Annotated in this window: 22 protein-coding genes; 8 read left to right on the top strand and 14 right to left on the bottom strand. The window is 72.9% G+C overall.

All coding sequences use genetic code 11. The features are described from left to right. Nucleotides 1-12: 12 nt before the first annotated feature. The 7 genes from WFH32_RS08255 to WFH32_RS08225 all read right to left on the bottom strand — a co-directional run bounded on the left by WFH32_RS08255 (nt 13) and on the right by WFH32_RS08225 (nt 5,806). A complete protein-coding gene (locus WFH32_RS08255) occupies nt 13-864 on the bottom strand; it encodes an MBL fold metallo-hydrolase (protein WP_336706884.1) in 852 nt (283 codons plus the stop codon). Between the two features lie 5 nt (nt 865-869). Next, nucleotides 870-1,718: a helix-turn-helix transcriptional regulator gene (locus tag WFH32_RS08250; protein WP_191796100.1), complete on the bottom strand. Its 849-nt coding sequence runs from the start codon at nt 1,716-1,718 to the stop codon at nt 870-872. After that, the gene (locus WFH32_RS08245) at nt 1,715-2,416 is read right to left on the bottom strand and encodes a thioesterase II family protein (RefSeq protein WP_336706883.1); all 702 of its coding nucleotides are present in this window, start codon (nt 2,414-2,416) and stop codon (nt 1,715-1,717) included. Before WFH32_RS08245 ends, WFH32_RS08250 begins: the two co-directional genes overlap by 4 nt. Nucleotides 2,417-2,745: 329 nt before the next feature. Next, on the bottom strand, nt 2,746-4,428 hold the full coding sequence (locus WFH32_RS08240; RefSeq protein ID WP_318244085.1) for a polyamine aminopropyltransferase: 1,683 nt from the start codon (nt 4,426-4,428) through the stop codon (nt 2,746-2,748). Nucleotides 4,429-4,430: 2 nt separating this feature from the next. Continuing rightward, nucleotides 4,431-4,655 carry a DUF350 domain-containing protein gene (locus WFH32_RS08235; protein WP_138822118.1) on the bottom strand — a complete coding sequence of 75 codons (225 nt, stop codon included), beginning with the start codon at nt 4,653-4,655 and terminating at the stop codon, nt 4,431-4,433. Between the two features lie 54 nt (nt 4,656-4,709). Beyond that, nucleotides 4,710-5,426, bottom strand: a complete 717-nt coding sequence (locus WFH32_RS08230) for a hypothetical protein (RefSeq protein WP_336706882.1) — start codon at nt 5,424-5,426, stop codon at nt 4,710-4,712. Nucleotides 5,427-5,449: 23 nt separating this feature from the next. Beyond that, nucleotides 5,450-5,806, bottom strand: coding sequence for an S-adenosylmethionine decarboxylase family protein (locus WFH32_RS08225; protein ID WP_318244086.1), 357 nt, complete (start codon nt 5,804-5,806; stop codon nt 5,450-5,452). 286 nt (nt 5,807-6,092) lie between these two features. On the opposite strand from WFH32_RS08225, the gene WFH32_RS08220 reads away from it, so the two are divergent. From WFH32_RS08220 to WFH32_RS08210, 3 genes are all read left to right on the top strand, one after another. Then, on the top strand, nt 6,093-8,438 hold the full coding sequence (locus tag WFH32_RS08220; protein ID WP_191796103.1) for an arylsulfatase: 2,346 nt from the start codon (nt 6,093-6,095) through the stop codon (nt 8,436-8,438). A gap of 79 nt (nt 8,439-8,517) precedes the next feature. Next, a complete protein-coding gene (locus WFH32_RS08215; RefSeq protein WP_336706880.1) occupies nt 8,518-9,522 on the top strand; it encodes an HAD family hydrolase in 1,005 nt (334 codons plus the stop codon). Further along, the gene (locus tag WFH32_RS08210; protein WP_336706879.1) at nt 9,519-11,309 is read left to right on the top strand and encodes a SulP family inorganic anion transporter; all 1,791 of its coding nucleotides are present in this window, start codon (nt 9,519-9,521) and stop codon (nt 11,307-11,309) included. Before WFH32_RS08215 ends, WFH32_RS08210 begins: the two co-directional genes overlap by 4 nt. Here WFH32_RS08210 and WFH32_RS08205 read toward each other — a convergent pair. Further along, a complete protein-coding gene (locus tag WFH32_RS08205) occupies nt 11,296-12,444 on the bottom strand; it encodes a serine hydrolase domain-containing protein (protein WP_336706877.1) in 1,149 nt (382 codons plus the stop codon). The genes WFH32_RS08210 and WFH32_RS08205 overlap by 14 nt on opposite strands. A 66-nt stretch (nt 12,445-12,510) precedes the next feature. On the opposite strand from WFH32_RS08205, the gene WFH32_RS08200 reads away from it, so the two are divergent. Then, a complete protein-coding gene (locus WFH32_RS08200) occupies nt 12,511-13,095 on the top strand; it encodes a sugar O-acetyltransferase (protein ID WP_191796105.1) in 585 nt (194 codons plus the stop codon). 159 nt (nt 13,096-13,254) lie between these two features. Beyond that, nucleotides 13,255-14,265, top strand: a complete 1,011-nt coding sequence (locus WFH32_RS08195) for an LLM class flavin-dependent oxidoreductase (RefSeq protein WP_318244088.1) — start codon at nt 13,255-13,257, stop codon at nt 14,263-14,265. A gap of 53 nt (nt 14,266-14,318) precedes the next feature. Here WFH32_RS08195 and WFH32_RS08190 read toward each other — a convergent pair whose 3' ends face one another. The 3 genes from WFH32_RS08190 to WFH32_RS08180 form a co-directional block, all read right to left on the bottom strand. After that, nucleotides 14,319-14,693, bottom strand: coding sequence for a UBP-type zinc finger domain-containing protein (locus WFH32_RS08190; protein WP_191796106.1), 375 nt, complete (start codon nt 14,691-14,693; stop codon nt 14,319-14,321). Then, a complete protein-coding gene (locus tag WFH32_RS08185; protein WP_246857741.1) occupies nt 14,690-15,379 on the bottom strand; it encodes a hypothetical protein in 690 nt (229 codons plus the stop codon). Before WFH32_RS08185 ends, WFH32_RS08190 begins: the two co-directional genes overlap by 4 nt. Before the next feature lie 74 nt (nt 15,380-15,453). Continuing rightward, on the bottom strand, nt 15,454-16,104 hold the full coding sequence (locus tag WFH32_RS08180; protein WP_336706875.1) for a GDSL-type esterase/lipase family protein: 651 nt from the start codon (nt 16,102-16,104) through the stop codon (nt 15,454-15,456). 249 nt (nt 16,105-16,353) lie between these two features. Here WFH32_RS08180 and WFH32_RS08175 point away from each other — a divergent pair, with 249 nt between their 5' ends. The 3 genes from WFH32_RS08175 to WFH32_RS08165 all read left to right on the top strand — a co-directional run bounded on the left by WFH32_RS08175 (nt 16,354) and on the right by WFH32_RS08165 (nt 20,541). Continuing rightward, nucleotides 16,354-16,524: a hypothetical protein gene (locus tag WFH32_RS08175; RefSeq protein ID WP_191796107.1), complete on the top strand. Its 171-nt coding sequence runs from the start codon at nt 16,354-16,356 to the stop codon at nt 16,522-16,524. Nucleotides 16,525-16,685: 161 nt separating this feature from the next. Beyond that, nucleotides 16,686-19,652 (top strand): helix-turn-helix transcriptional regulator, encoded by a 2,967-nt coding sequence (locus WFH32_RS08170; protein ID WP_336706874.1) that lies wholly within the window; start codon nt 16,686-16,688, stop codon nt 19,650-19,652. A gap of 28 nt (nt 19,653-19,680) precedes the next feature. Then, nucleotides 19,681-20,541 carry a 2,3-bisphosphoglycerate-dependent phosphoglycerate mutase gene (locus tag WFH32_RS08165; RefSeq protein WP_336706873.1) on the top strand — a complete coding sequence of 287 codons (861 nt, stop codon included), beginning with the start codon at nt 19,681-19,683 and terminating at the stop codon, nt 20,539-20,541. Between the two features lies 1 nt (nt 20,542). Here WFH32_RS08165 and WFH32_RS08160 read toward each other — a convergent pair whose 3' ends face one another. From WFH32_RS08160 to WFH32_RS08150, 3 genes are read right to left on the bottom strand one after another with little or no spacing between them, the layout of a single operon-like run. Beyond that, nucleotides 20,543-21,703 carry a hypothetical protein gene (locus tag WFH32_RS08160; RefSeq protein WP_336706871.1) on the bottom strand — a complete coding sequence of 387 codons (1,161 nt, stop codon included), beginning with the start codon at nt 21,701-21,703 and terminating at the stop codon, nt 20,543-20,545. Beyond that, nucleotides 21,700-22,371 carry a SigE family RNA polymerase sigma factor gene (locus tag WFH32_RS08155; protein ID WP_318244089.1) on the bottom strand — a complete coding sequence of 224 codons (672 nt, stop codon included), beginning with the start codon at nt 22,369-22,371 and terminating at the stop codon, nt 21,700-21,702. The genes WFH32_RS08160 and WFH32_RS08155 overlap by 4 nt, the downstream gene beginning before the upstream one ends. After that, on the bottom strand, nt 22,368-22,922 hold the full coding sequence (locus WFH32_RS08150; RefSeq protein ID WP_191796111.1) for a hypothetical protein: 555 nt from the start codon (nt 22,920-22,922) through the stop codon (nt 22,368-22,370). The genes WFH32_RS08155 and WFH32_RS08150 overlap by 4 nt, the downstream gene beginning before the upstream one ends. Between the last annotated feature and the right edge of the window lie 172 nt (nt 22,923-23,094).

The raw sequence follows: 23,094 nt of genomic DNA, 5'->3' as shown, positions 1-23,094 counted from the left end.
TCCAGAGCGGCCTTATAGGGGTGCTGGGACCACCAGGCTGCTCGCTTCCTCGGCGGGCGACCACGTGCGCCCGCCGTCCCCGGTGCGGTGCACGCGACCGAGGACGACGTCGGCGAAGTGGCTGCCCGCCCCGACCGTCCCGGGCTCGCCGAGCAGGTCGAGCGTCTCGGCGCGCGTCGCCCGGGACCGGACCGGGTCCTCCTCGAAGCACGAGCCGAGCGCGGGCAGCTCCACCTGGACGCTGCTGTGCATGACGTCGCCGAAGCACAGCAGACGTTCTCCCCGCGACTCCAGGAGGTAGGAGGTGTGCCCGGCGGTGTGCCCCGGGCTGGCGAGCGCGGTGAGGCCGGGAAGGATCGACCGACCGTGCTCGGCGACCTCCCACGCACCCCGCGCGAGAGCCGGGTGCGCGTCGAGCTCGGTCGACGACGCGACGTGCGGGACCGACCGCAGCGCGGCACCGACCGGATGCTCACCGTGCGCGAGCCAGCCCGCGTGGTCCTCGTGCAGGTGCGTGAACAGGACCCGGTCGAGCCCTTCGACGACCCCGGGGGACAACCTGTCGAGGCCGCCCCCGCGCAGCGTGCCGAGCGCAGGGTGCGTGGCCGAGGCGGCGAGCGTCCGGGGACCGAAGCCGGTGTCGACCAGGACCGACCAGCCGGGCGCCTCGACGAGCAGCGCGCCGACCGAGCCGACGAGGTACCCGTCCTGGTCGAGCAGCCCGGACGGGACGGACCGGTCGTCCTCGGGGAGCGAGAACCACCGCTGCGGGTGGAGCTGGACCGTCCCGTCGGGGACGTAGCGGACCCGGAGGTCCCCCACGCGCAGGGCGCGGGGGCGAGCCGGTCGGTTCCAACGGGTCACCGCGCTCACCGGATCCTCTGGAGCGCCTCGGCGGTCCCCGTCCCGGGTCGGGGCAGGTAGAGGAACAGCCGCAGGTCCTCGCCCCCGAGCGGGTTCAGGACGGTGCACTGCCAGGTCAGGCGGCCGATCTGCGGGTGGTCGTAGGTGATGTCGACGTGCGGCTCGACGCCGACCGAGTAGGAGGTCCAGTACGCGGCGAACTCCGGGGACGCGGCCGAGACGCGGTCGGCGAGCAGGTCGAACGTCCGGTCGGACGGGTAGGCCGCGGCCTGCCGGCGGAGCTGTCCCACGATCATGCGTCCGACGAGGGCCCGCTGGGGGTAGCGCTCCGCGACCCGCTCCTCGGTGAAGAAGTCGGCGAGGCAGTTGGCCCCGACCTCGCTGCCGAAGACGTGCTCGGCGAGCTCGTTGGTCGCCACGACGTTCCAGTACCGGTCGACGACGTACGCGGGGAGCTCGGAGAACCCGTCCAGCACGCGCACGAGGTTGTCGCGCAGCTCGGTCGGGGCGCTCGACCTCGACGGGAGCCGCGTACCGGTCAGCTCGTACAGGTAGGCGAGGTCGCCGTCCGCGAGGCGCAGGGCGCGCGCGATCGACTCGACGACGACCGCGGACACCCCGATCTCGCGCCCCTGCTCGAGCCAGGTGTACCAGGTGACCCCGACGTTGGCGAGGACCGCGACCTCCTCGCGCCGCAGGCCCGGGGTCCGGCGCCGCCGGCTAAGGGGCAGCCCGACGTCCTCGGGCTGCAGGCTCTCGCGCCGGGCCCGCAGGAAGAGCGCGAGCGACCGACGCCGCGAGTCGCCGTCGGACGGCGGGACCTGGGGCGCGACGACCTGCGACGGGGCGCTCACGCGCTCAGCCCCACGCCCGCGACGGGCCTGCGGCCGCTGCGTCGCGCGCGGGTGCAGACCGGTGCGGGGACGCCGGGCACGAGGAGCGAACGGACGAGCCCGGCGAGCGCGGGCGCACGGTGGAAGAGGTGCCCGTCGTCGACCGCGTGCTCGCGCAGCCGTCCGACGGTGTACTCGCCCCAGCCGCGCATGAGCCGTGCGGTCACGACCTCGTCGCGTGTCCCGTGGACGAGCTCGAACGGGACGGGCACGGGACGGACCGGCGGCGCGTAGGCGAGCGAGCGGCGCACCCCGGCCACGGTCCGCTCGGCGAGGCCCGGCGCGGGCACGAGCGTCGCACCGGTGCGGAGCAGCGCCGCGGCGCGCCCGCCCTCCGGGTCGAGCACCCCGGGCGGCGCGACGGCCGCGAGGACGAGCGAGCGAGGGAGCGAATCGCCCCGCTCGGCCCTCGTGCGGCACAGCTCGTAGGCGACCAGGCCGCCCATGCTGTGGCCGTAGAGGTACGCGTCGCCGAGGTCGACGCGGGCGAGCATCCGGCCGACGTCCTCGGCGATGCTCTCGATCGTCGCGACCTCGCCAGGACGTTCGAGGGCGAGCGGGACGACGTCCACCTCGGGGGCGAGCGCGGCGCGCAGGGGACGGAACCCTGCGGGGTTCCCTCCGGCGTGGTGGAAGCAGTAGAGCGTGACGGGGCGCATGGGCGGTCTCCTGGGGCGTCGGGTGAGGGGCGGGACGCTGGACCACCCCCGCGAGCGCGGGCTCGCCGGGTGGTCGTCGGCAGGTCGACATCGCCTCCCGCACGCCGGACGGTCCGTCGCGGCGGCGCGCACGAGCCCGGCCGCACCTCGTGCGATGACGTCGTCCACCGCGCTCCCCCCCCCGCTCTCCGCCCCCTCCACCTGCGGGCGGACGCGTATGCCTCACCCGCCCCGGTCCGGGACAGCAGACCAACCGTCCAGCCTCGCGGGGGCCGCCGCAACCCCTCCCCCGGGTCCGTCTCACCTGGCGGGCATGCGCTCACCGGTCGTCAGTACCGCCAGCGCGACATGTCCTGCTGGTAGGTCCGGTAGACCACGGGCGACAGCAGCGTCGAGGCCTCCATCTCGACCTCGGGTCCCGGGTGGTCGCCCGCGAGCGTCGCGGTGGCCCGCAGCGAGTCGAGCGTGTGGAAGCTCAGGCCCTCGGGAAGGGGCGTCGCGGCGAAGAGGCGCGCTCCGCCGTCGGGCCCGATGGTCCCGGGCACCGCCGCCCCACCCTGCCCGGCGACGGCAGGCAGCGACAGCACGAAGCCCCACTCTCCGAACGAGGGCACGTTGACCGAGAGCGGGACCACGGTCCGCCCCGGTGAGCCCGCGCGCACGGTCGCAGCGACCTGCCAGAACGCGTGCGGCGTGAAGTACGACGACGTCGCCTGGGTCGCGTACACGCCCCCGGGCCGCAGGTGGTTCGCGACCATGGCGTAGAACTCGGTCGAGTACAGCTTGGCGATGCGCTCGTTGGACGGGTCGACGAGGTCGATCAGGACCGCGTCGAACGTCTGGGCGGTGGTGTCCATGAACCGGAACGCGTCGCCGTTGACGACGCGCACGCGCGGGTCGTCGAACGAGTGCTCGTTGAGGTCGCTCACGAGACGGTCGGTCCGCGCGAGCTCGGTCACGGCCGGGTCGAGGTCCACGACGGTGACCTCCCGGACGCTCGGGTACCGCAGCACCTCGCGCGCGAGCAGCCCGTCCCCTCCGCCGAGGATCGCCACCGACGCGGGCGCCGCAACCGACGTGAGCGTCGCGTGCGCGAGCGTCTCGTGGTACCTCGCCTCGTCGACCGACGAGAACTGGAGCTGGTCGCTCAGGTAGAGCCGGACGTCGTCGCCGAAGCTCGTCAGGACGAGCTTCTGGTAGGCCGTCGACTCGTAGTGGACCACGGGGTCCTGGTAGAGCCGGGTGTTGATCGCGCCCTCGATCGCGCTCGACGCCGCGAAGCACGCCACGAGGAGGACGACCGTGAGCCGGGCGAGCCACGTCCAGCGCGTGCGCCGCCCCATGCGCCGCAGCATGAACACCGCGACCAGCACGTTGAGCAGCGCGACCGCGTACGCCGTCCGCATGAGCCCCAGGTACGGGAGCATGACGAACGGGAAGAGCAGCGACGCGGCGAGGGCCCCGAAGTAGTCGACCGCGAGGACCTTCGACAGCAGCCCCACGGACTCGTCGCGCCCGTGCTCCTTGAGCAGCGCGACGAGCAGCGGGATCTCGACGCCGATCCCCACGCCGAGCGCGAGGGACAGCAGCACGAAGACCAGCCAGTAGACCTCGGTCAGGCTGAACGCCGCGTAGAGGATCAGGACCGAGCTGCCGCCCAGCAGGGCGAGCGCGACCTCGTTGCGCACGAAGTTCAGGCCCGGGTTCGTCGCCAGCCGCGTCGCGAGGAGGGATCCGATCCCCATGCCGAACAGCGTCAGGCCCGTCGCGACGGAGAACGCGACGACCGAGTCGCCGAACAGGTAGGAGGCGGCCGTGCCGAGGATCAGCTCGTAGATGATCCCGCCGACCGCGACGAGCAGCGCGGCCGCGAACACGGTCGGCTTGTCCATGCCCCGGCCCGACGGCGGCGCGTCCCCCACGAGCGGCTCCTCCCCTGCGGGCGGCTCGCCCCCCGCGGGCCCGGCGCCTCCCACGGGCGGGGCGGTCTCCGTGTGCGTGTCGCCGGCCACGGTCAGGAGAGGATCGTCCCCGCGATGATGATGCCGATGGCGACGGCCAGCCCGGCGATCATGATCCCGAAGGCCGTGTTGTGCTCGTCGACGAGCTCGCGGTGCAGGTTGAGCTTGAAGAGGTAGTTCACGACCACGATCGTCAGGACGAGCAGGACGATGCCCAGCACCGAGTAGACGATCGTGGACAGGAAGGCGTCGAGGCGCAGCTCGTCGATGATGCTCATGGTTGCTCCGGGTGTGTCGTGAGGGTGGATGGTCGTGAGGTCGTGCAGGGGGCGCTACTTGCCGAGGCCGCCGCCACCGCCGCCGTAGACCGATCGGCGGTAGCAGGTCTGGTCGGTCGTGACCGGGTCGCCGCTCGCGTCGAGCTGCTGCTCGACCGTGCGGGGCGTGCAGTCGTCGTCGACGACGTCGCGGTCCCCGCACGCGGAGAACAGGCCGATGCCCGCCGCGAGGACCAGGACGAACGCGACCACGGGGTTGACCTTCACGTCGCGCGGCGCGACGCGCTTGCCGAAGTGGGCCTTCTGCCCCGCGGCGTCCAGGACGGTGCCGTGGTAGAGGTCGATGACGCGGTCGTCGAACTTCTCGAGCGACAGGACCATGTCCTGGGTGCGGAGCTCGGCGTACGCGACGGGCTGGCCCACCGTGAGGTCGTACGTGAAGGACCCGTCGAGCGACGCGATGGTCCCGACCCCGACCTCCGTGACCTTCGTGCGGTACTTCTTCCCGCTGAGCGTCACGGTGACGACCTGGCCCTTGCGCATCCGCGTCGGGTCGAGGGCCTCCTCGGACTCCGCGGGACGGTAGAGCGTGACGGCCTTCGTGTCGTGGTCGTACTCGACCCAGAAGTCGAGGTTCTCGTACCCGAGGACCTCCCACTCCTCCCAGTAGTACGTGACGCCGTCGCTCGGGTCCTTCTCGCCGTAGACGACGACTCCCTGCGGCAGCGAGCGCCACGGCGGCGCACCGATCAGGTGCTTGCCGAGCGACATGCGCGCCCTGGGCCGGCGCGCCCTCACAGGAGGGTCCGGACGGCGACGTCGGCGGCGGAGAAGGTCTCGCGCAGCAGGCTGCGCGTGTCCTCCTCGAAGCTGTCCGACGACGGCGCGCGGCAGGTCGTGAGGGTCACGTAGGCGGTGCCGTCCTCGGGCCACGTGTGGACCGCGAGGTGGGACTCGGCCAGGAGGGTCGCCATGCTGAACCCCTGCGGGGCGAACCGGTGCGAGGTCTCGCCGAGCGGGGTCAGCCCGGCGCGGTCGACGACCTGGGAGAGGCAGGCGCGGACGGTGGTCTCGTCGTCGAGGAGGGCGGGGTCCCCTCCGGAGATGTCGAAGACGTAGACGAGGTTGCGGTTGACCGGATCGGTCGGCACATGTTCTCCCTGGGCAGCGGCTGGCGGCGTCACGGTAGCCGATGCCTGACGTTCCGGAAAAATGCCGACGCCTCCTGGGACCGGTTGTCGCGAGGCCTGCTCGCCGAGCGCGCACGGGCGACCCGGCCTAGCGTGAGTGACCGGGGCACCGGCGACGACGCCGGAGCTCTCTGCTCGTCCGCAACTGACGTACCTCGACGTTCCGCACGACTCGACATGACGGTCCGGCGCCCGGTCCCACGCGTACCGCCCTCCGGACCACAGCGACAGCGACCACGGAGGCGACATGACGAAGAAGCCGTTCAGCGGTGAGATCAAGCTCGACGTCCGGGACTCGACCCCGGACTGGGACGCGTTCCTCCCGCCCAAGGCACCGGCGGGCTCTCCCAACGTGCTCGTCGTCCTCTACGACGACACGGGAATGGCCTCGTGGTCGCCCTACGGCGGCCGGATCGACATGCCGACCATGGACCGCCTCGCGCGGGACGGCCTGATCTACTCGCAGTGGCACACCACGGCGCTGTGCTCGCCGACGCGGTCGACGTTCCTGACCGGCCGCAACCACCACCTCAACGGCTTCGCGACGATCTCGGAGTCCTCGACAGGGTTCCCCGGGTACAACTCCCACATCCCGCCGTCGAACGCGACCATGGCGCACATCCTGCGGGACGCGGGATGGTCCACCTTCTGGGTCGGCAAGAACCACAACGTGCCGATCGACGAGTGGACGGCTGGGGCCTCGAAGAAGAACTGGCCGCTCGCCCAGGGGTACGACCGCTTCTACGGCTTCATCGGCGGGGAGACCAACAACTGGTACCCGTCCCTCGCCGAGGACAACCACTACATCGACCAGCCGTACCTCCCCGAGGACGGCTACCACCTGTCGAAGGACCTGGCCGACCAGGCGCTCAAGATGATCCGGGACGTCAGGCAGACCGAGCCCGACAAGCCCTGGTACATGTGGTTCTGCCCCGGTGCGAACCACGCCCCGCACCACGCGCCGCAGGAGTACATCGACAGGTACAAGGGCCGGTTCGACGACGGCTACGAGGCCTACCGCGAGTGGGTCCTGCCGCGCATGGTCGAGCGGGGCATCCTGCCCGAGGGCACGGTGCTCACCGAGCTCAACCCCATGCCCGACGGGACCTTCTCCCCGACGGACGAGGTGCGCCCCTGGGACTCGCTGGACGACGAGGAGAAGCACATGTTCTCCCGGATGGCCGAGGTGTTCGCCGGGTTCAGCGAGTACACCGACGCCCAGGTCGGCCGCATCGTCGACTACCTCGAGGAGTCCGGGCAGCTCGAGAACACGATCATCGTGTACTGCGCCGACAACGGCGCCTCCGGGGAGGGCAGCCCGAACGGCTCGGTCAACGAGGGCAAGATCTTCGGCGGCTATCCCGACGACGAGGCGCAGAACCTCACCATGGTCGACAAGCTGGGCACGCCGGACACCTACAACCACTACCCGACCGGGTGGGCCGCGGCCTTCACCACCCCGTACAAGATGTTCAAGCGGTACACCTACCAGGGCGGGGTCGCCGACCCGCTGGTCATCCACTGGCCCGCGGGCATCGCCGCCAGGGGCGAGGTCCGCCACCAGTACCACCACTCCACCGACATCGTGCCGACGATCCTCGAGGCGTGCGGCGTCGAGTTCCCCGACACGTACAACGGAGTCGCGCAGACACCGCTCTCGGGAGTGTCGATGGTCCCGTCGTTCGACGCGGCGCCCGACGCCCCGACGAACAAGACGACGCAGTACTACGAGATGTTCGGGCAGCGCGGCATCTGGCACGAAGGGTGGAAGGCCGTCACGGTGCACGGTCCGGTGAGCGGCAAGGGGCACTTCGACGACGACGTGTGGGAGCTCTATCACACCGAGGTCGACCGCTCAGAATCACAGGACCTCGCCGCCGAGCACCCCGAGAAGCTCGAGGAGCTCAAGGCGCTGTGGCTGACGGAGGCGAAGGAGAACAAGGTCCTGCCGCTCAACGACCTGCAGATCATCGGCAACCCCAAGGACTTCGAGACGTTCGTGGCCATGGAGTTCCACCAGCCCGCGCCGCCGAGCGGACAGTTCGTCTACTACCCGGGCACGTCCGAGGTGCCCGAGCGCTCCGCGGCCAACACGCACGGCGTCTCGTACAAGATCGCGGCCGAGGTCGAGCTCACGCCCGACTCGCAGGGCGTGATCTTCGCCCACGGTTCTCGCTTCGGCGGGCACGCGCTCGTGATCAAGGACGGCCAGGTGCACTACGTGTACAACTTCCTGGGCATCCCTCCCGAGGACCGCGTCTCGGCCCCCGTGCCGACGTCGGGCAAGCACATCATCGGCGTGGAGTTCACCAAGGAGGGCATGGGCGAGAACCGCGAGGGCGTGGGGCCGCTCAAGCTGTTCATCGACGACCAGCAGGTCGGCGAGCAGCGCATCCGCACGGTGCTCGGGCACTTCTCGCTCTGCGGCGAGGGCCTGACGATCGGACGCGACAGCGCCGACCCTGTCTCCTCGCTGTACGGCTACGGCTTCGACTTCGTGGGCGGCGAGATCGCGCGGGTCGTCTTCGACATCGCCGACGACGCCTACCTCGACCTGGAGGCCCACCTGGCCGCAGCCATGTCCCGCGACTGACGTCTCGACCGCCCGGGGTGGTCGGCCTCGTGCCGGCCGCCCCGGGCGGCCCGTACCCGAACCGGTGAGAGGACCTCCGATGACAGACCTCCCGTCCTGGCGTGACACCTCGACCCGCACAGCGGTCCTCGACCTCGTCGCCGCGGTCACGACCGGCCCCGACGCCCTCCCGGTCGAGGAGCGTGTCGCGGTCTTCGACAACGACGGCACCCTGTGGGCCGAGAAGCCCATGCCGGTCCAGCTCCACTTCCTCGTCGAGCAGTGGGCCCGGGCGGCCGCGGCCGACCCGGCCCTGGCGCAGACCGAGCCGTACCGGGCGGCGTCGACCGGGGACCTCGCCTGGCTCGGCGCCGCGATCGACAAGCACTACGCGGGCGACGACTCCGACCTCCGTCCCCTGATCGCAGCCGTCGTCGCGGTGCAGGCGGGCCGGTCCGTGGGCGACTACGCCGACGAGGTCCGCGCCTTCCTCGACACGGCCGTCCACCCGGCCCTCGGCCTCCCGTACCGGTACGCGACCTACCAGCCGATGCGCGAGCTGCTCGACCTCCTGCGGGCGCACGGCTTCACGACGTACATCACCTCGGGCGGCGACCGCGACTTCATGCGGCCGTTCACCGAGGACTACTACGGGGTGGCCCCCGAGCAGGTCGTGGGGTCGAGCCTGGGGCTCACCTTCGACGAGGCGAAGGCCGACGTCGTCTACGGGTCGACCTTCTCCTTCCTGGACGACGGCCCCGAGAAGCCCGTGCGCATCTGGAGCCGGACCGGCCGACGGCCCGTGCTCGCGGTGGGCAACTCCAATGGGGACGTGCCGATGCTCGCCTACGCGGCTGCGCACCCCCGGGGCCTGGCGCTGCTGATCCACCACGACGACCCGGACCGCGGGGACCCGCCGTACGACACGGGTGCCGAGCAGGCGCTGGCGACCGCGGCCGAGGAGGGCTGGACCGTGGTGAGCGTGCGGGACGACTGGGCGCAGGTCTTCCCCGTCCCGTCGAGCGACTCCCCGAGCCGCTCGACGGTTGGTGCGGCGGGTGGTGCGGCGGGAACCGGGCCTCGGGACGGGACGCAGGCTCCGTGACGTCCTCGCCGACGGCACCACGGCGCCGGCCCACGCGCCCGGTGCCCCGCGTCGACCTCTTCCCGACGCTGCGCGGGTATCGCGCGAGCTGGCTGCGCGCCGACGTCGTGGGCGGGCTGTCGGCGGGCGCCGTCGTCGTGCCGCAGGCCATGGCGTACGCGACGATCGCGAACCTGCCCGTGGGCTTCGGCCTGTACACCTGCATGGTGCCCCTCGTCGTGTACGCGCTGCTCGGCGGTTCGCGCACGCTGAGCATGAGCACGACGTCGACCATCGCGACGCTGTCGGCCTCGACGCTGCTCGCGGCCGGGGTCGCGGCCGGCGCCGAGGACCCCGCGCGAGCCGTCTCGACGCTCACCCTGCTCGTCGGTGCGCTGCTGCTGCTCACCCGTGTGCTGCGGCTGGGCTCGCTCGTCGAGAACATCTCGCAGGCCACGCTCGTGGGGATCAAGGCGGGCGTCGGCGTGACGGTCGCCGCAGCCCAGCTCCCCCCTCTGCTCGGGGTGCCCGCCGATCCCGACGCGACAGGCTTCTTCCACGTGCTCGGCTCCGCGCTCGGCAGCCTGGACCAGGCGGTCCCTGCGACGGTCGCGCTCTCGGTCGGGAGCATCGCGGTCCTGCTGCTGCTCGGCCGCGTCGCGCCCCGGATGCCCGCTCCGCTCGTCGTCGTGGCCGCGGGCATCCTGCTCGTGGCGTTCGGGGGCCTCGCCGACCGCGGCGTCGAGGTCATCGAACCGGTCCCGCCCGGGCTGCCGCTGCCCGTCCTGCCGGACCTGTCCCTCGTCGGGTCGATGCTCGCCGGGGCGAGCGCGATCGCGATCATGGCATTCCTCGAGACGGTCGCCGTGGGTCGTGGGGTCCGCCGACCCGACGAGCCCCAGATCGGCCCGGACCAGGAGCTCCTGGCGAACGGGGTCGCGGCCGTTGTCGGAGCGTTCTTCCGCGCCATGCCGCCCGCGGGCGGCTTCTCCCAGACCGCGGTCAGCCTCCGGGCCGGGGCGCGGACGCAGGTCGCCGGGCTCGTGACCGCGGCCCTCGCGATCCTGGTCGCGCTCTTCCTCGCCCCCGTGCTCGACGACCTGCCGCAGGCCACGCTCGGCGCCATGGTCGTCGTCGCGACCCTGAGCCTCGTCAAGGTCGGCGACTTCGTGGTCCTGTGGCGCATCAACCGCGTCGAGTTCGCGGTCGCAGCAGTGACCACGGGGATCGGCCTCGTGGCCGGGCTGCTGCCCGCCGTCGGGGTCGGGGTCGGGCTCACGCTCGTCCTCGTGCTGCGCGAGCTGGACCGGCCCCGCGTCGTCCCGCTCGTGCGCGCCCCGCAGGGCGGCTGGGCACCCGTCGACCGCGGCACGGCCGAGGGCGACGACTCCGAGGAGGACGCCGACGTGACGCGCGAGGTCGCGCGCGAGGCGGCCCTGGAGTCGGGCATCGCCCCCGGGGTCCTGGTCCTGCACCTCGACGCCGGCCTCTACACCGCGAACACCCGGCCCACGGTCGAACGCATCCTCGCACTGGCCAGGGCGAGCGCCCCCGCACCGCACGCCGTGGTCCTGGAGTCCGGCGCCCAGCGCGGCGTCACCTCGACCGTGCTCGACGGGCTCGCGGACCTCGACCGACAGCTCGTCGGGATCGGCTGCACGCTCCTGCTCGCGCGCGTCCCGGCCGAGACCGCGGCCAGGGCCGCGGCCTCGCCGTGGTTCGCCGCGCTCGCGACGGACGGGCGCCTGCTGCCGAGCGTCGACGCGGCGGTCGAGGCGGCCCAGGCCCTGTCGGCTACGCCCCGGTGACCAGGTCGTCGAGCCGCCTGATCGGGTCCCAGGCACCGTCCTCGCTGTTGGACACGACCGCGATCGTCACGCCGGGCTCGCCGCCCTGCCCGGGGTAGTGCTTCACGATCGCGCTCGACCCCGTGTTGATCCCGTCCTTGGACAGCGACCGGACGCTCCCGTCCTCGGTGACCTCGATCTCGAGGCCGAACGCGAAGTGCACCGCCGCCGCCCTGCCCGGCGCGGCGTCCGGGATCTCGTGGTGCAGCGCCTGCGGGCTCAGGAACGCGTCCGTGAGATCGGGCGGCAGGAGCTCGCCCGCCCGGACGGCGTCGAGGAAGCGGACCAGGTCGGCCGCCGTGACGTGCGCGCCGCCGTCGGGCGAGCCGATGGGCGGGTAGCTGTAGATGTTCTGCCGCCACCCCACGACCGGTGCGGCGCCGTCGTCGACGGGAGCTGCGCCGTCGGGCGCGTCGCCGTCGGGCGCGGCCGCGCGGACGGGCTCCCAGCCCTCCGCGACGTCCGGGACCGCCTCACGCATGTCGAAGAAGCCCGACGACGCCATGCCCGCTCGCGCGAACACGTGCTCGCGGACGTAGTCGCGGTAGGTGAGGCCCGTGGCACGCTCCAGCGCCAGGCCGGCCAGGACGTATCCCACGTTGCAGTACCGGCAGCCCTCGCCCACGGGGAACGTCGGGGTCTTGTGGACGAACTGGGGCAGGAAGTCCGCGGTCTGCACGACCGAGTAGCTCGGCTTGTCGACCCACAGCGCCTCGTAGGACTCCCCGGCCTCCTCGTCGGCGTCGTCCGCGATGCCCGAGGTGTGCGACAGCAGGTGGCGCAGCGTCGCCTGCCGAGGGATCTGCGTCCCGTCGAGGTCGACGTAGTCGTGGATCGAGGCGTCCAGGTCGAGGGCCCCGGCCGCGACCTGCTGGAGGACCGCGACCGACGTGAAGAGCTTGGTCACGGACGCGACGTCGAAGCGCGTCGAGACCTTGACGGGCACGCCCCAGCGCCGCGAGGCCAGGCCGTAGGCGTGCTCGAACAGCGTCTCGCCGTCCCGCGAGACGAGCACGACCCCCGAGAACTCGTCCCCTGCGGCAGCCTGCCGGAGGTGGTCGTCGAACGCGGCGAAGGATCCCGTCATGAGGCTCATGCCTTCGACCGTAGGCCTGGTGGGACGTGCCGGGCCAGGACTTTGTGGGAGTGGCAGGATCGAAGGATGGACCTCGAGGACTTTCTGGACCACGTGCACCGCGGCGACCTCATCGAGGGCGGGTCCGCACTGCACGAGTTCATGCACGGCGCGGCCCAGGAGGCGCTGCGGTGCGTCGCCGATCTCAACTCCGGCTACCGCACGCCGGACGAGGTGCGCGGTCTGCTGTCCCGGTTGACGGGGGTCGTCGTGGACGAGTCGGTCACGGTCTTCCCGCCGTTCTACTGCGAGTTCGGCAAGAACCTGACCCTGGGCAAGGACGTCTTCATCAACAGCGGCTGCCGCTTCCAGGACACCGGTGGCATCACGATCGGGGACGGGACCCTCATCGGGCACGGGAGCACCCTGACGACCCTGAACCACGCCGTCGACCCCTCCCGCCGAGCGGACATGATCCCGGCACCGATCAGGATCGGACGCAAGGTCTGGCTGGGGGCATCGGTCACGGTGGTCCCGGGCGTGACCATCGGCGACGGTGCGATCGTGGGTGCCGGAGCGGTCGTGACCAAGGATGTCCCGGCCGACACGATCGTCGCCGGGGTGCCTGCGAAGGTCCTGCGCGCCACCGGTTTCGACGCGTCGCTCGGCTGACGTCCCGGCGCCGCCCTAGGGTGGGCTGTGCACCCACGACCCGTCGCTGCCTGGGCTTCGCTGCCGTCGGACCGGTCCCGTAGACCGGGCCTCGCCGCACCGGCGGGCGTCCCGACGCCCACCGAATCGCTGGGCCTCGCTGTCCGAAGGAGAACCACCGTGCCCCGTCCTCGTCTCGGCGTGATCGTGCCGCGCGACCTGCCCATCACCGATCTGCTGCCGTTCGTGTCGCGCGCCGAGGAGATCGGCCTCGACGAGGTCTGGGTCGTCGAGGACTGCTTCTTCCGGGGCGGGATCGCGCAGGCCGCGACGATCCTCGCGCGCACGGAGTCGATCCGCGTGGGCATCGGGATCCTGCCGGCAGCGGTGCGCAGCCCCGCCATGACGGCTCTCGAGGCCGGGACGCTCGCCGAGCTCCACCCGGGGCGGCTGCTGCTGGGGATCGGGCACGGGATGCCCGCGTGGATGCGGCAGATCGGGGTGTGGCCGGCCAGCCCCCTGACGCTGCTGGAAGAGACGACGAGCGCGGTCCGCTCGCTGCTGCGCGGCGAGCGGCTCAGCACCGACGGGCGCTACGTACAACTCGATGACGTTGCGTTGTACAGTCCGCCGGCTGTCGCACCGCCCGTCCTGAACGGGGTGCGCGGGCCCAGGTCCCTGGAGGTCTCGGGCCGCGTCGCCGACGGCACGATCCTCGACATGCCCGTGACCCCCGAGTACCTGGGCGTCGTCCGCGCGGCCGTCGAGCGCGGCCGCGCCGCGGCCGGACCGAGCGCCCCGCCCGAGCACACGCTCGTCGCGTTCACCCTCGCCGTGGTGCACGACGACGTCGCGACGGCCCGCGAGATCGTCCGGCCCGCACTGGCCACGTTCGGCGCCGCGGACTGGACCGCGCAGATCGACCCGCTGCCGTTCGCGGCCGAGTTCCGGGCGCTGCTGGACTCGACGCCGACGCCGCAGGAGCTCTCCCGGGCCCTGCCCGACGAGTGGGTCGACCAGCTCGCGATCGTCGGGCCGCCCGACGTCGTCCGCGCCCGGCTCGCCGCGCTCGAGGCGAACGGGGTCACCAGCGTCGTCGTCGTGCCGACGAGCCCAGACCCCGAGCGGCCGGACGACCCGTTCGCGGCGCTCGACGCGCTCGCACGGGTCGTCGCGCCCGCCGCGAAGTGAGCCGACGCCCCGATCCGCGCGAACGAGGGCTGCAGACTTCTCGGCGGAAGCGGTCAGTGGACGAGCTCTCGCCAGTTCTCGGGGACCCGCTGGGCGGGACCGGGCGTCGTCTGGTCCTCGGGGTGCGCGATCGGCGGGGCGAGGTCCGGCCCCTCGAACGACTGCTCCGAGACGTAGTCCCAGTACCAGTCCTCGCCGGGCTCGTACGTGCGCATGAGCCGGTGCCCGGTCTCCCGGTAGTGCGCCGTGGCGTGCTGCGAGGGCGACGTGTCGCAGCAGCCCACGTGCCCGCACCGCGCGCACCGTCGCAGGTGCACCCACCAGCCGTCGGAGGACTCGCACTCGGCGCAGCCGGGACCGCTCGGCGGCACCGTCAGGTCGAGGGACTCCTCGAGGCCGGGGGTGCCGCCGTCGTCGGCCGCCGTCAAACCTGTGCCCCGACGCTCCGGACGACCGGCTCCCAGTCGCTGGGCTCGAGCGGCTCGGCGGGCTCGGCCGCTGCCCAGCCCCGTGCCGCCTCGATCGTCGACGAGAGCAGCTCGTAGAGCGCGTCGTCGGCGTCGCGGGAGCCCGCCTCCGAGATGCCCTGCACCGCGGCCGCGACGATGCTCGGCGCGGCGTCGCGCGCGAACCGTGCGGGACGCAGCCTGGAGCCCTTGCAGAACGACTCGGCCCAGGCCGCCGTGCGGGGCACCATGTTCAGGGCGTCCTGCGACGCCTGCGTCCGGGTGCCGGGCTCACGGCCCTCGAGCTGGTCGAGCATGCGCTCGCCCGCGATGATCGCGACCGCGAGGACGTCCTGCCGGTCGCTCGGCGAGACGGGCAGCGCCGTCTGCGCCGCGCGCAGCGAGATCCACACGCTCCACCGCGGGTCGTCGGACCGCAGCCCGATCACGGACGGGATGAGGATCGCCAGGCGTGGCCTGGCCGCATCGCTCGTGAGGTCGTTGACCGCTCGCGCGAGCATCGCGACCAGCGGGTGCGTGCACTGGGGGTGGTCGCTCCAGCGCTCGCCGGCCAGGTACGACGCGAGCTCCATGAAGCACGCGCCCTTCTTCGGGTTGCGGTGCTTGCCGCGTCCTAGCATGGGTAGCACGTCGTACGTCGATGTCACGAGGGCACCTCCATCAAGGGGTCCGGTCCATTCCAGTCTGCGACCGGCGCCCGTTGTTGGCAACGGGTGGGAAGCTACCCGCCCGCCAGGCCGGGCCGGCGTGGTGGCGGCACGTCGCGGAAGCGCTGGTCGAGCCACGCGAGGAACGGCCCGACGACGATCCCCGCCAGCACCTCGTAGCCCGCCGCGCCGGGGTGGTACCCGTCGCCGTCCCGCACCTCGCGTCGCCAGACCTCGCTCTGCACGGTGCCCGAGAACGTGTCGACGAACGGGGCGCCCCGTCGCCCCGCAGCCTCCCGCAGCGCCTCGCTCGTGCTGAGCAGGCGCTGGTTCTGCGCGTCGTCGTCGACCGCCGGCGGACCGACGAGCAGGACCTCCGCCGCGCCGGCCGCCTGGTACGACCGGTCGAGAGCCTCCACGGTCGCGGCGGACGTCACCCGCACCCGCCCGTTCACCAGGACGGTGTCGTTGACCCCGAACGACAGGACCACGCCGGAGCAGGCCCCGGACGGCAGCCGAGGCGCCACCTCGCGCGCGAGCCGGTCTCCGACGTCCTGCGACGTGTCGCCCCGGACACCCAGGTTGTAGGCCGTGAGGCGATGCCCGCGGGCGATCGCGACCGCCGTGACGCGACCGACCCACCCCAGGGCTGTCGGGTCACCGGTCCCCGCGACGAACGAGTCCCCCACGAAGCACGTCCGGACGTCCGGTCCTGGCATCGACATGACGCCGATCGTAGGGCGGCCCGGGCCGCGCGGAGGGCCCCGTCCATCGCGTCTCCCGGGTCGCCGTCGCGCGGCGACCTCACCCCTAAGGCACCTCAGACCACCTCAGGCGAGATACGCCGTCGAGCCTGAGGTGGTAGCGGCCCAGAACCTACCCGCTCGACCGATGCACGACGCGCCCACTCAGCACGAGAGTGAGGATCACAGCGGGCACCAGGTCCGCTGCCGACGAGCAGGACGGGAACGACCATGAACGAGATGTACGTGATGGGCTTCGAGACCGAGGTGGCGTACCGCCAGCAGCAGGTCCGCGCGGACTACGACCACCAGGAGAACGTGCTGATGCACTGGCTCCGCAGCCACCGCCCGGGGCACCGGACGCACAGAACCCACGTGAGCGCCACCGGTCAGAGCGGATGACGGAGCCCTCTTCCGGTCGGGTGGGCCGAGGTCGACCATCGCCCTCGGCACCGCCAGGAACCCGGCTGCCGGCCGGACCGGAAGAGGGGTTCGTCACACCGGGCGGCGAGTATCAGGAAACATCGTGGCAGGCGTCACAGGCCGCTGCGAGGATGGGCAGTATGCCGCGCCCCTCCCAGGCCCACTTCGTCGCACGACAGCACCAGCTCGACGTGATCGCCGCAGCGGTGGGCCGCGCTGCCGCCGGGGACCCCGGTGCGATCCTCCTCGGCGCCGACGCCGGGGTCGGCAAGTCGCGCCTCCTGGTCCGTGCCGCGGAGCTCGCCCGGGGCACCGGGGCCACCGTCGTCGTGAGCCACTGCGTCGACCTCGGCGACGTCGGCCTGCCCTACCTGCCGTTCACCGAGGCGCTGTCCGAGCTCCGGTCGAGCCACGAGGTCGTCGACAAGACCATCGACGCCCGGCCCGCGCTGGGTCGCCTCCTCGACGCGGGCCCCTCGTCCCTCGACGGCAACGGCGAGGACCAGGCAGGTCGCCTCCAGCTCTTCGAGAGCATCACCGCCGCGCTCACGGCCCCCGGGCGCCCCGGGGCCCCGCTCGTCCTCGTCATCGAGGACCTGCACTGGGCCGACCCGTCCACTCGCGACGTCCTGCGCTTCCTCCTCGCGCGCCTGCGCGCCGATCACCTGCTCGTCATCGCGAGCTACCGCACGGACGACCTCCACCGCCGCCACCCGCTGCGTCCCGTGCTCGCCGAGCTGCGTCGCCACCCGCGCGTCGACCACCTGGCCCTCGACCCGTTCACGCCGGGCGAGCTCAAGCAGTTCACGACCGCCGTCGCGGGCCGGTCCCTGCCCAAGAACGACTTCGAGCGCGTCATGAAGCGCTCGGAGGGCAACGCGTACTTCGCCGAGGAGCTCGTCGAGGCCGGCCCCCAGGCCGACGCCCTCCCCTGGTCCCTCGCGGACGTCCTGCACGCACGCCTCGAACAGCTCGAGCCCGACGTGCAGCAGCTCGCGCGCATCGCCTCGCTCGCGGGACGCGTCGTCGCCGAGCCGCTGCTGCGTGCCGTCGTCGGCCAGGACCTGGGCGTGTTCTCGCTCGGCGGGCTGCGCTCCCCCGGCTCGCCCCCGACCCGGGGCGCGCTCGACCAGGCGTTCGACGCGACGCTGCGCGAGGCCGTGGCCCACCACGTGCTGACGGTCGACGGCGGCAGGATCGCGTTCCGGCACGCCCTGCTCGCCGAGGCCATCTCGGCCGACCTCCTGCCCGGCGAGCAGGTCGCGCTGCACCGCGCGTACCTGGCCGCCCTCACCGAGGACCCGTCGCTCGGCTCGCCCGCGCAGCGGGCCCACCACGCGCTGTCGGCGCACGAGACGACGACGGCGCTCGTCGCGTCCCGCGAGGCCGCGCGCCGTGCGGGGCGGGTCCTCGCGCCCGCCGAGGAGCTGCGGCACCTGGAGCAGGTCCTGCGCCTGTGGGACGTGGTGCCCGACGCCGCGGACCTGCTCGGCGAGGACCGGGTCGACGTGGCCGTCGCGGCGGCGTCCGCGGCGAGCCGCGCGGGCGAGCCGGACCGGGCGGTCGCGATCGCGCGCAAGGTCGTCGAGATGACCGCGGAGAACCCGCTGCGGCAGGCGTCGCTGCGGCACGTGCTGTCCCTGCACCTGCTCGGGATCGAGCACGTCGAGGAGGTCATCGAGCACACGGCTGCGGCCCTCGCGGTGCTGCCCACCGAGCCCCCGTCGAAGGATCGCGCCTGGACCCTCGCGACGCGGGCCCGCGCCGCGATGAACCTCGACCGTGCCGACATGGACGTCGTCGCGCAGGAGACCGCGGAGGAGGCGATCGCGGTGGCCCGCGCGATCGACGCCCCCGACGTCGAGGCCGACGCCCTCACGACGCTCGCGGTGCTCGAGGTCGACGACGCGGACCGCGCCGCCCAGCTCCTCGCGAACGCGCGCGAGCGCGCCCAGGCCGCGGGCGACCTCCTCACCGAGATGCGCTGCTGGTACAACATCGCGGCCAACCGCTACTACTCGGGGGACCTCGGGCAGGCCCTCGTCGAGGCGCACACGGGGCTCGAGCACGCCGTCGCGGCCGGGCTCGGCTGGAACGGGTACGGCGTCGAGCTCCGACTCTTCGGCGAGCTCGTCCGGTACGCCACGGGCGACCTCCGCCCGCCGCCCACGTCCCCCGACCCCATGCCGCCGAGCGCGGTCGCCGCTCTCTCGGCCGCCCAGCTCTACGCGGCCGTCGCGCGCGGCGACGAGGGCGTGATCGAGCGTGCTCGCGCGCTGCGTCCCGAGTGGCGGCGCGACGGGCAGATCGCGCTCATCGCGGGCGGATGCATGATCGACGCGCTCGTCTGGACGGGCCAGCGCGAGGAGGCCCTGTCGCTCGCGCAGGAGCTGATCGTCTACCTGGGCCGCACGTGGAGCGACTACTTCCTGGGCCGGATCTGGATCTCGGCGCTCGCCCTGACGGCGCTCGCCGACGCGACCGAGGAGCGCCGCCTCGTGGGTGCCCCCGTGGACGACCTGGTCGCGCAGGGAGGCGCCCTCCTCACCGAGGCGGAGACCACGGCCCAGCGGGGGCGGCCGCGCGGCGGCCGGCTCGGGCCCGAGGGCATCGCGTGGCTCGTGCGGGCCCGCGCCGAGCACAGCCGCCTCACGGGGACGAACGACCCGGTCCTCTGGCAGGAGGCCACAGCCGCGTTCGACTACGGCTACCGCTACGAGGTCGCCCGGTCCCGCTGGCGCTGGGCCCAGTCGCTGCTGGGCGTCGGGGACCGCGAGGGCGCCGCCGCCCAGGCGGGCGAGGCCCTCGAGGAGGCCGACGACATGGGCGCAGCGCCGCTCGCGAGCGCGTTGCGGGACCTCGCACGACGCGGGCGCCTGGACCTGCCGGGCCTGCGCCGCGGCACCACGACCGTGCTGACGGACCGTGAGGCGGAGGTCCTGCTGCTCGTCGCGCAGGGCCTGACCAACCGGCAGATCGGCGAGCGCCTGTTCATCAGCGGGAAGACCGTGAGCGTCCACGTCTCGAACGTCCTGGCCAAGCTGGGCGCCTCGGGCCGCACGGAGGCCGTGTCGATCGCGCACCACCGAGGGCTGATCGAGGTCTGACGGCCGCGCGTGTGGTTCGCTGGTCGCCATGAGCGCCCCGGCCCCTGGAACCCTCGTCCTGCTGCGCCACGGGCAGAGCGTCTACAACGCCGAGAACCGGTTCACCGGGCTGCTCGACGTCGACCTCTCCGACCACGGTGTCCGCGAGGCCGAGCAGGCGGGCTCGGAGCTGGCCGCGGCCGCCGCGCAGGACCCGACGCTGGTCCCCGACCGTGTACTGACCTCGCCGCTCGTCCGGGCCTCGGCGACCGCGGCGATCGTCGCGGCACGACTCCCGGGTCCCCCTCCCCTCGTCCCCGAGTGGCGTCTGGTCGAGCGGCACTACGGCGCGTTCACCGACGACCTGCGCGAGTCCGTCCGGGCCGAGTTCGGCGAGACCGCGTACTGGGAGTACCGGCGCTCGTTCGACCACCGGCCGCCGCCCGTCGAGGAGGGCAGCGAGGCGGCGGCGCGGGTGGCGGACACCTTCTCCCGCCTGCCCGACGCCGCCCGCGTCGGCATGCGCCGCGACACCGAGTCGCTCGCGGACGTCGTCGACCGCCTCGCTCCGCTGTGGACGACGGTTCGCCAGGCCCTCGACCGCGGCGAGAACCTCCTCGTCGTGGCGCACGGCAACTCCCTGCGGGCGTTCGTCATGCTCGTCGACCGGCTCACGGCCCCCGAGGTCCAGGTCCTCAACGTCCCCACGGGCCTCCCGCTCGTCTACCGCTTCGAGCGCCAGGTGCCCGACGACGCAGCGCACCCGGGCGGGGACGCCCACCCGGGTGCGCGGCCAGGCGCTCAGGCGGTCGGAGCCCACCTCGTTCCCGTGAGCCGCGGCGGGCTCTACCTCGACGCGGACCGTGCGGCGGCCGAGCTGGCCGACCTGGAGCGGCGTGGTGGGACGTGAGTCACGAACCCACGCGCAGGCCCCCGTCGCTCGTGGGGCTCCTCTCCACCATGCAGTACGTCAGGCCGGCCGTGGCCGCGACGATCCGGTCTTCGTCCTCGGCCGAGAGGCGCTCGCTGAAGGACCATTCGGTGGCGGCCCTGCTCGCCTGGCACTCGAACAGGACGATGTCTCCGCTCGTGTCCAGGACGGAGACGTCCTCGTTCGGGAGGGACTCGAGGAACGCCGCCCATCGGGGGTCCTCCGCCTGGCTCTGGATCGCGACCCGGCTCCGCGTGTCGTAGGACACCGCGCACCCGTCGACCCGCTCCGTGCAGGGCCCTGTCGCGGAGTGGTCATCCGTGAAGGAGGCCGCCATCACGGGCGCGAACGACGTCTCCTTCGTCAGCGCGAGAGCGAAGGGCACCCGCGTGCGCTGGGGGATCGTCAGCGTGGGGACGAGCAGGGACGTGCCGGCCGTCCCGTCGACCTGCGTGAAGGGGTCCCAGGACCGGACGGACGTGGTCCGCGCGTCGTCGACGTGCTCGCTGATCGTGGTGCCGAAGACGAACCGACCTTCCTCGGTGTCGACGACCGCGGCGGAACCGAGGGTGGAGACGACGACCGTCGTCGGTCCTGCCCCACCTCGGAGCCGTCTGAGCTCGGCATCGTCCCCGGCGATCACCTGGATGCGCTGATCCTCGACCGGCCCGTAGCCGAGTTCGGCCATCCACCTGATCGTCTCCGGGTCGTCCCGGTCGACGGACTCGACCGAACCGCCGGCCGAGAGCTCGACCGTCGAGACGATCAGGAACCGGTCGCCGTGCGCCCCGGTCTCGATGCCCGTGTCGAGCACGACGGACTCGTCCGGGAGCTCATAGGTCGCCGCCTCGGCCACGGCCGTGATCCCGGGAGCCACCTCTCGATGCACGATCTCGGTGCGCAGGGTCTCGTACGTCGCCGCAGGGACGAGGTCGTGAGCCACTCGGCCGGGGAGGCCGCTCGCGACCCCGACCCCCAGGACGGCGCACGCGGCGAGCACCGCGGTCCCGGTGACGGCCCGCCGGGTCGTGGCCTTGCGTCGGCTCGTGATGAGCACGACGGGGAGGTCGAGCGTCGAGGGGGGGACGGAGTCGGCCGCAGCGTGCAGACGGTCGAAGAGGTCGTCGTGCGATCCGGTCATGAGGAGCTGCCCTTTCGGGAGGAGTCGTCGAGGATCGTGCGGAGCCGGACCAGAGCCCGAGAAGCGGTCGACTTCACGGTGCCGACGGGGATGCCGAGCTCTGCCGAGACCTCGGCCTCCGAGAGGTCGAGCATGTGCCGCATCACCACGACACGACGTTGCTTGAGGGGGAGCTGCAGGAGGGCGCGGACGACGAGGTCGCGGTCGTCGACGGCGGTGGGAGCAGCACCCACCGAGGCGCCGGCACCTGGCGCGCCCGTGATCCCCTCGGAGTGGTCGCGGAGGTCGTCCGGGCCGGACAGCACCTCGCGGCGGGTGCGCCGCCACGTGTCGATGCGCAGGTTTGCGAGGATCCGACGGGCATAGACGAGCGGGTCGCCGTCGCGCGCCCTGGACCATGCCCGGAAGGTGCGTTCGAACGTCTGCTGCGTGAGCTCCTCCGCGCGGTGCTGGTCACCGCACAACAGGTACGCCATGCGGTGCAGCGGGCCGACGGCCTGCTCCATGAAGATCGTGAACTCGGCGTTCCGGGTCGCGTGCAGCACCATGTCCTGCGGCGCGTGGTCGCCGTCGAAGTCCGGGTCGGCCCGGTCGGGACCGTCCTCGGCGGGCACGCCTCGCGGGCCGTCCGTCGCACTGCCACCCACGAGCGGCAGGACCACGGTCACGGCGGCACTCCGGTCGCCGTGGGGCGCAGGATCCGGTCCGCGAGCCCCGGCCGCCGGGACTCCAGCAGCTCGACGTCGCGTTGCACCGCGTCGAGGACGTGCCTGCTCAGGACCGAGCGCAGCTCAGGCGTGAAGCCGTCACGGCTGCGCACGCCAGCAACCTCCGCGCCCTGCTCGAGCCGGTCCAGGGCCACGATGCGGTCGAGCAGCCTCAGGATCTCGACCCGTTCGGCCCGCCCCGTCGTGTACGCGGCGACCACCCGGTCCGCGAGCGCCCGCTGGGCGCCCGGGACGCCCTGGGCGCCCGGAGGGCAGAGGCGTGCCCCGTCCAGCAGGACAAGGCCCAGCGGTCTGCGCACCACCAGCCACCCCCTGTCGTCGTCGGTCGGCTCGACCCGGGCGCCACGCACCGTGACGTACGGCGACGCGAGCGACCACAGGACGATGATCGCGCACGCGGGCAGTGCGAGAGCGAGGAGGACCACGCTGAGGACGGGTTGTGGTGAGGGCAGGGTCAGGCCGACCGCCAGGAGCGAACCCCCGACGGCCACGACCACGACCCCGACCGACCCCGCCGGCCCCCTGTCCAGCCTGTCCCGGAGCCGCCCCCTGACGGCTCGAGACCTCGCTGGAGCTGGTCCTGACGACGCGCTGCCGCCCCCTGCGGCCCGTGCGCCGGACGTGCTCGGCGGAGGTCGGTACGTTGTCCTCACGACCAGAACA

It is taken from the genome of Oerskovia sp. USHLN155, assembly GCF_037145535.1.
GTDB lineage: Bacteria > Actinomycetota > Actinomycetes > Actinomycetales > Cellulomonadaceae > Oerskovia > Oerskovia rustica.
This window is presented reverse-complemented; position numbering and strand designations above follow the sequence as displayed.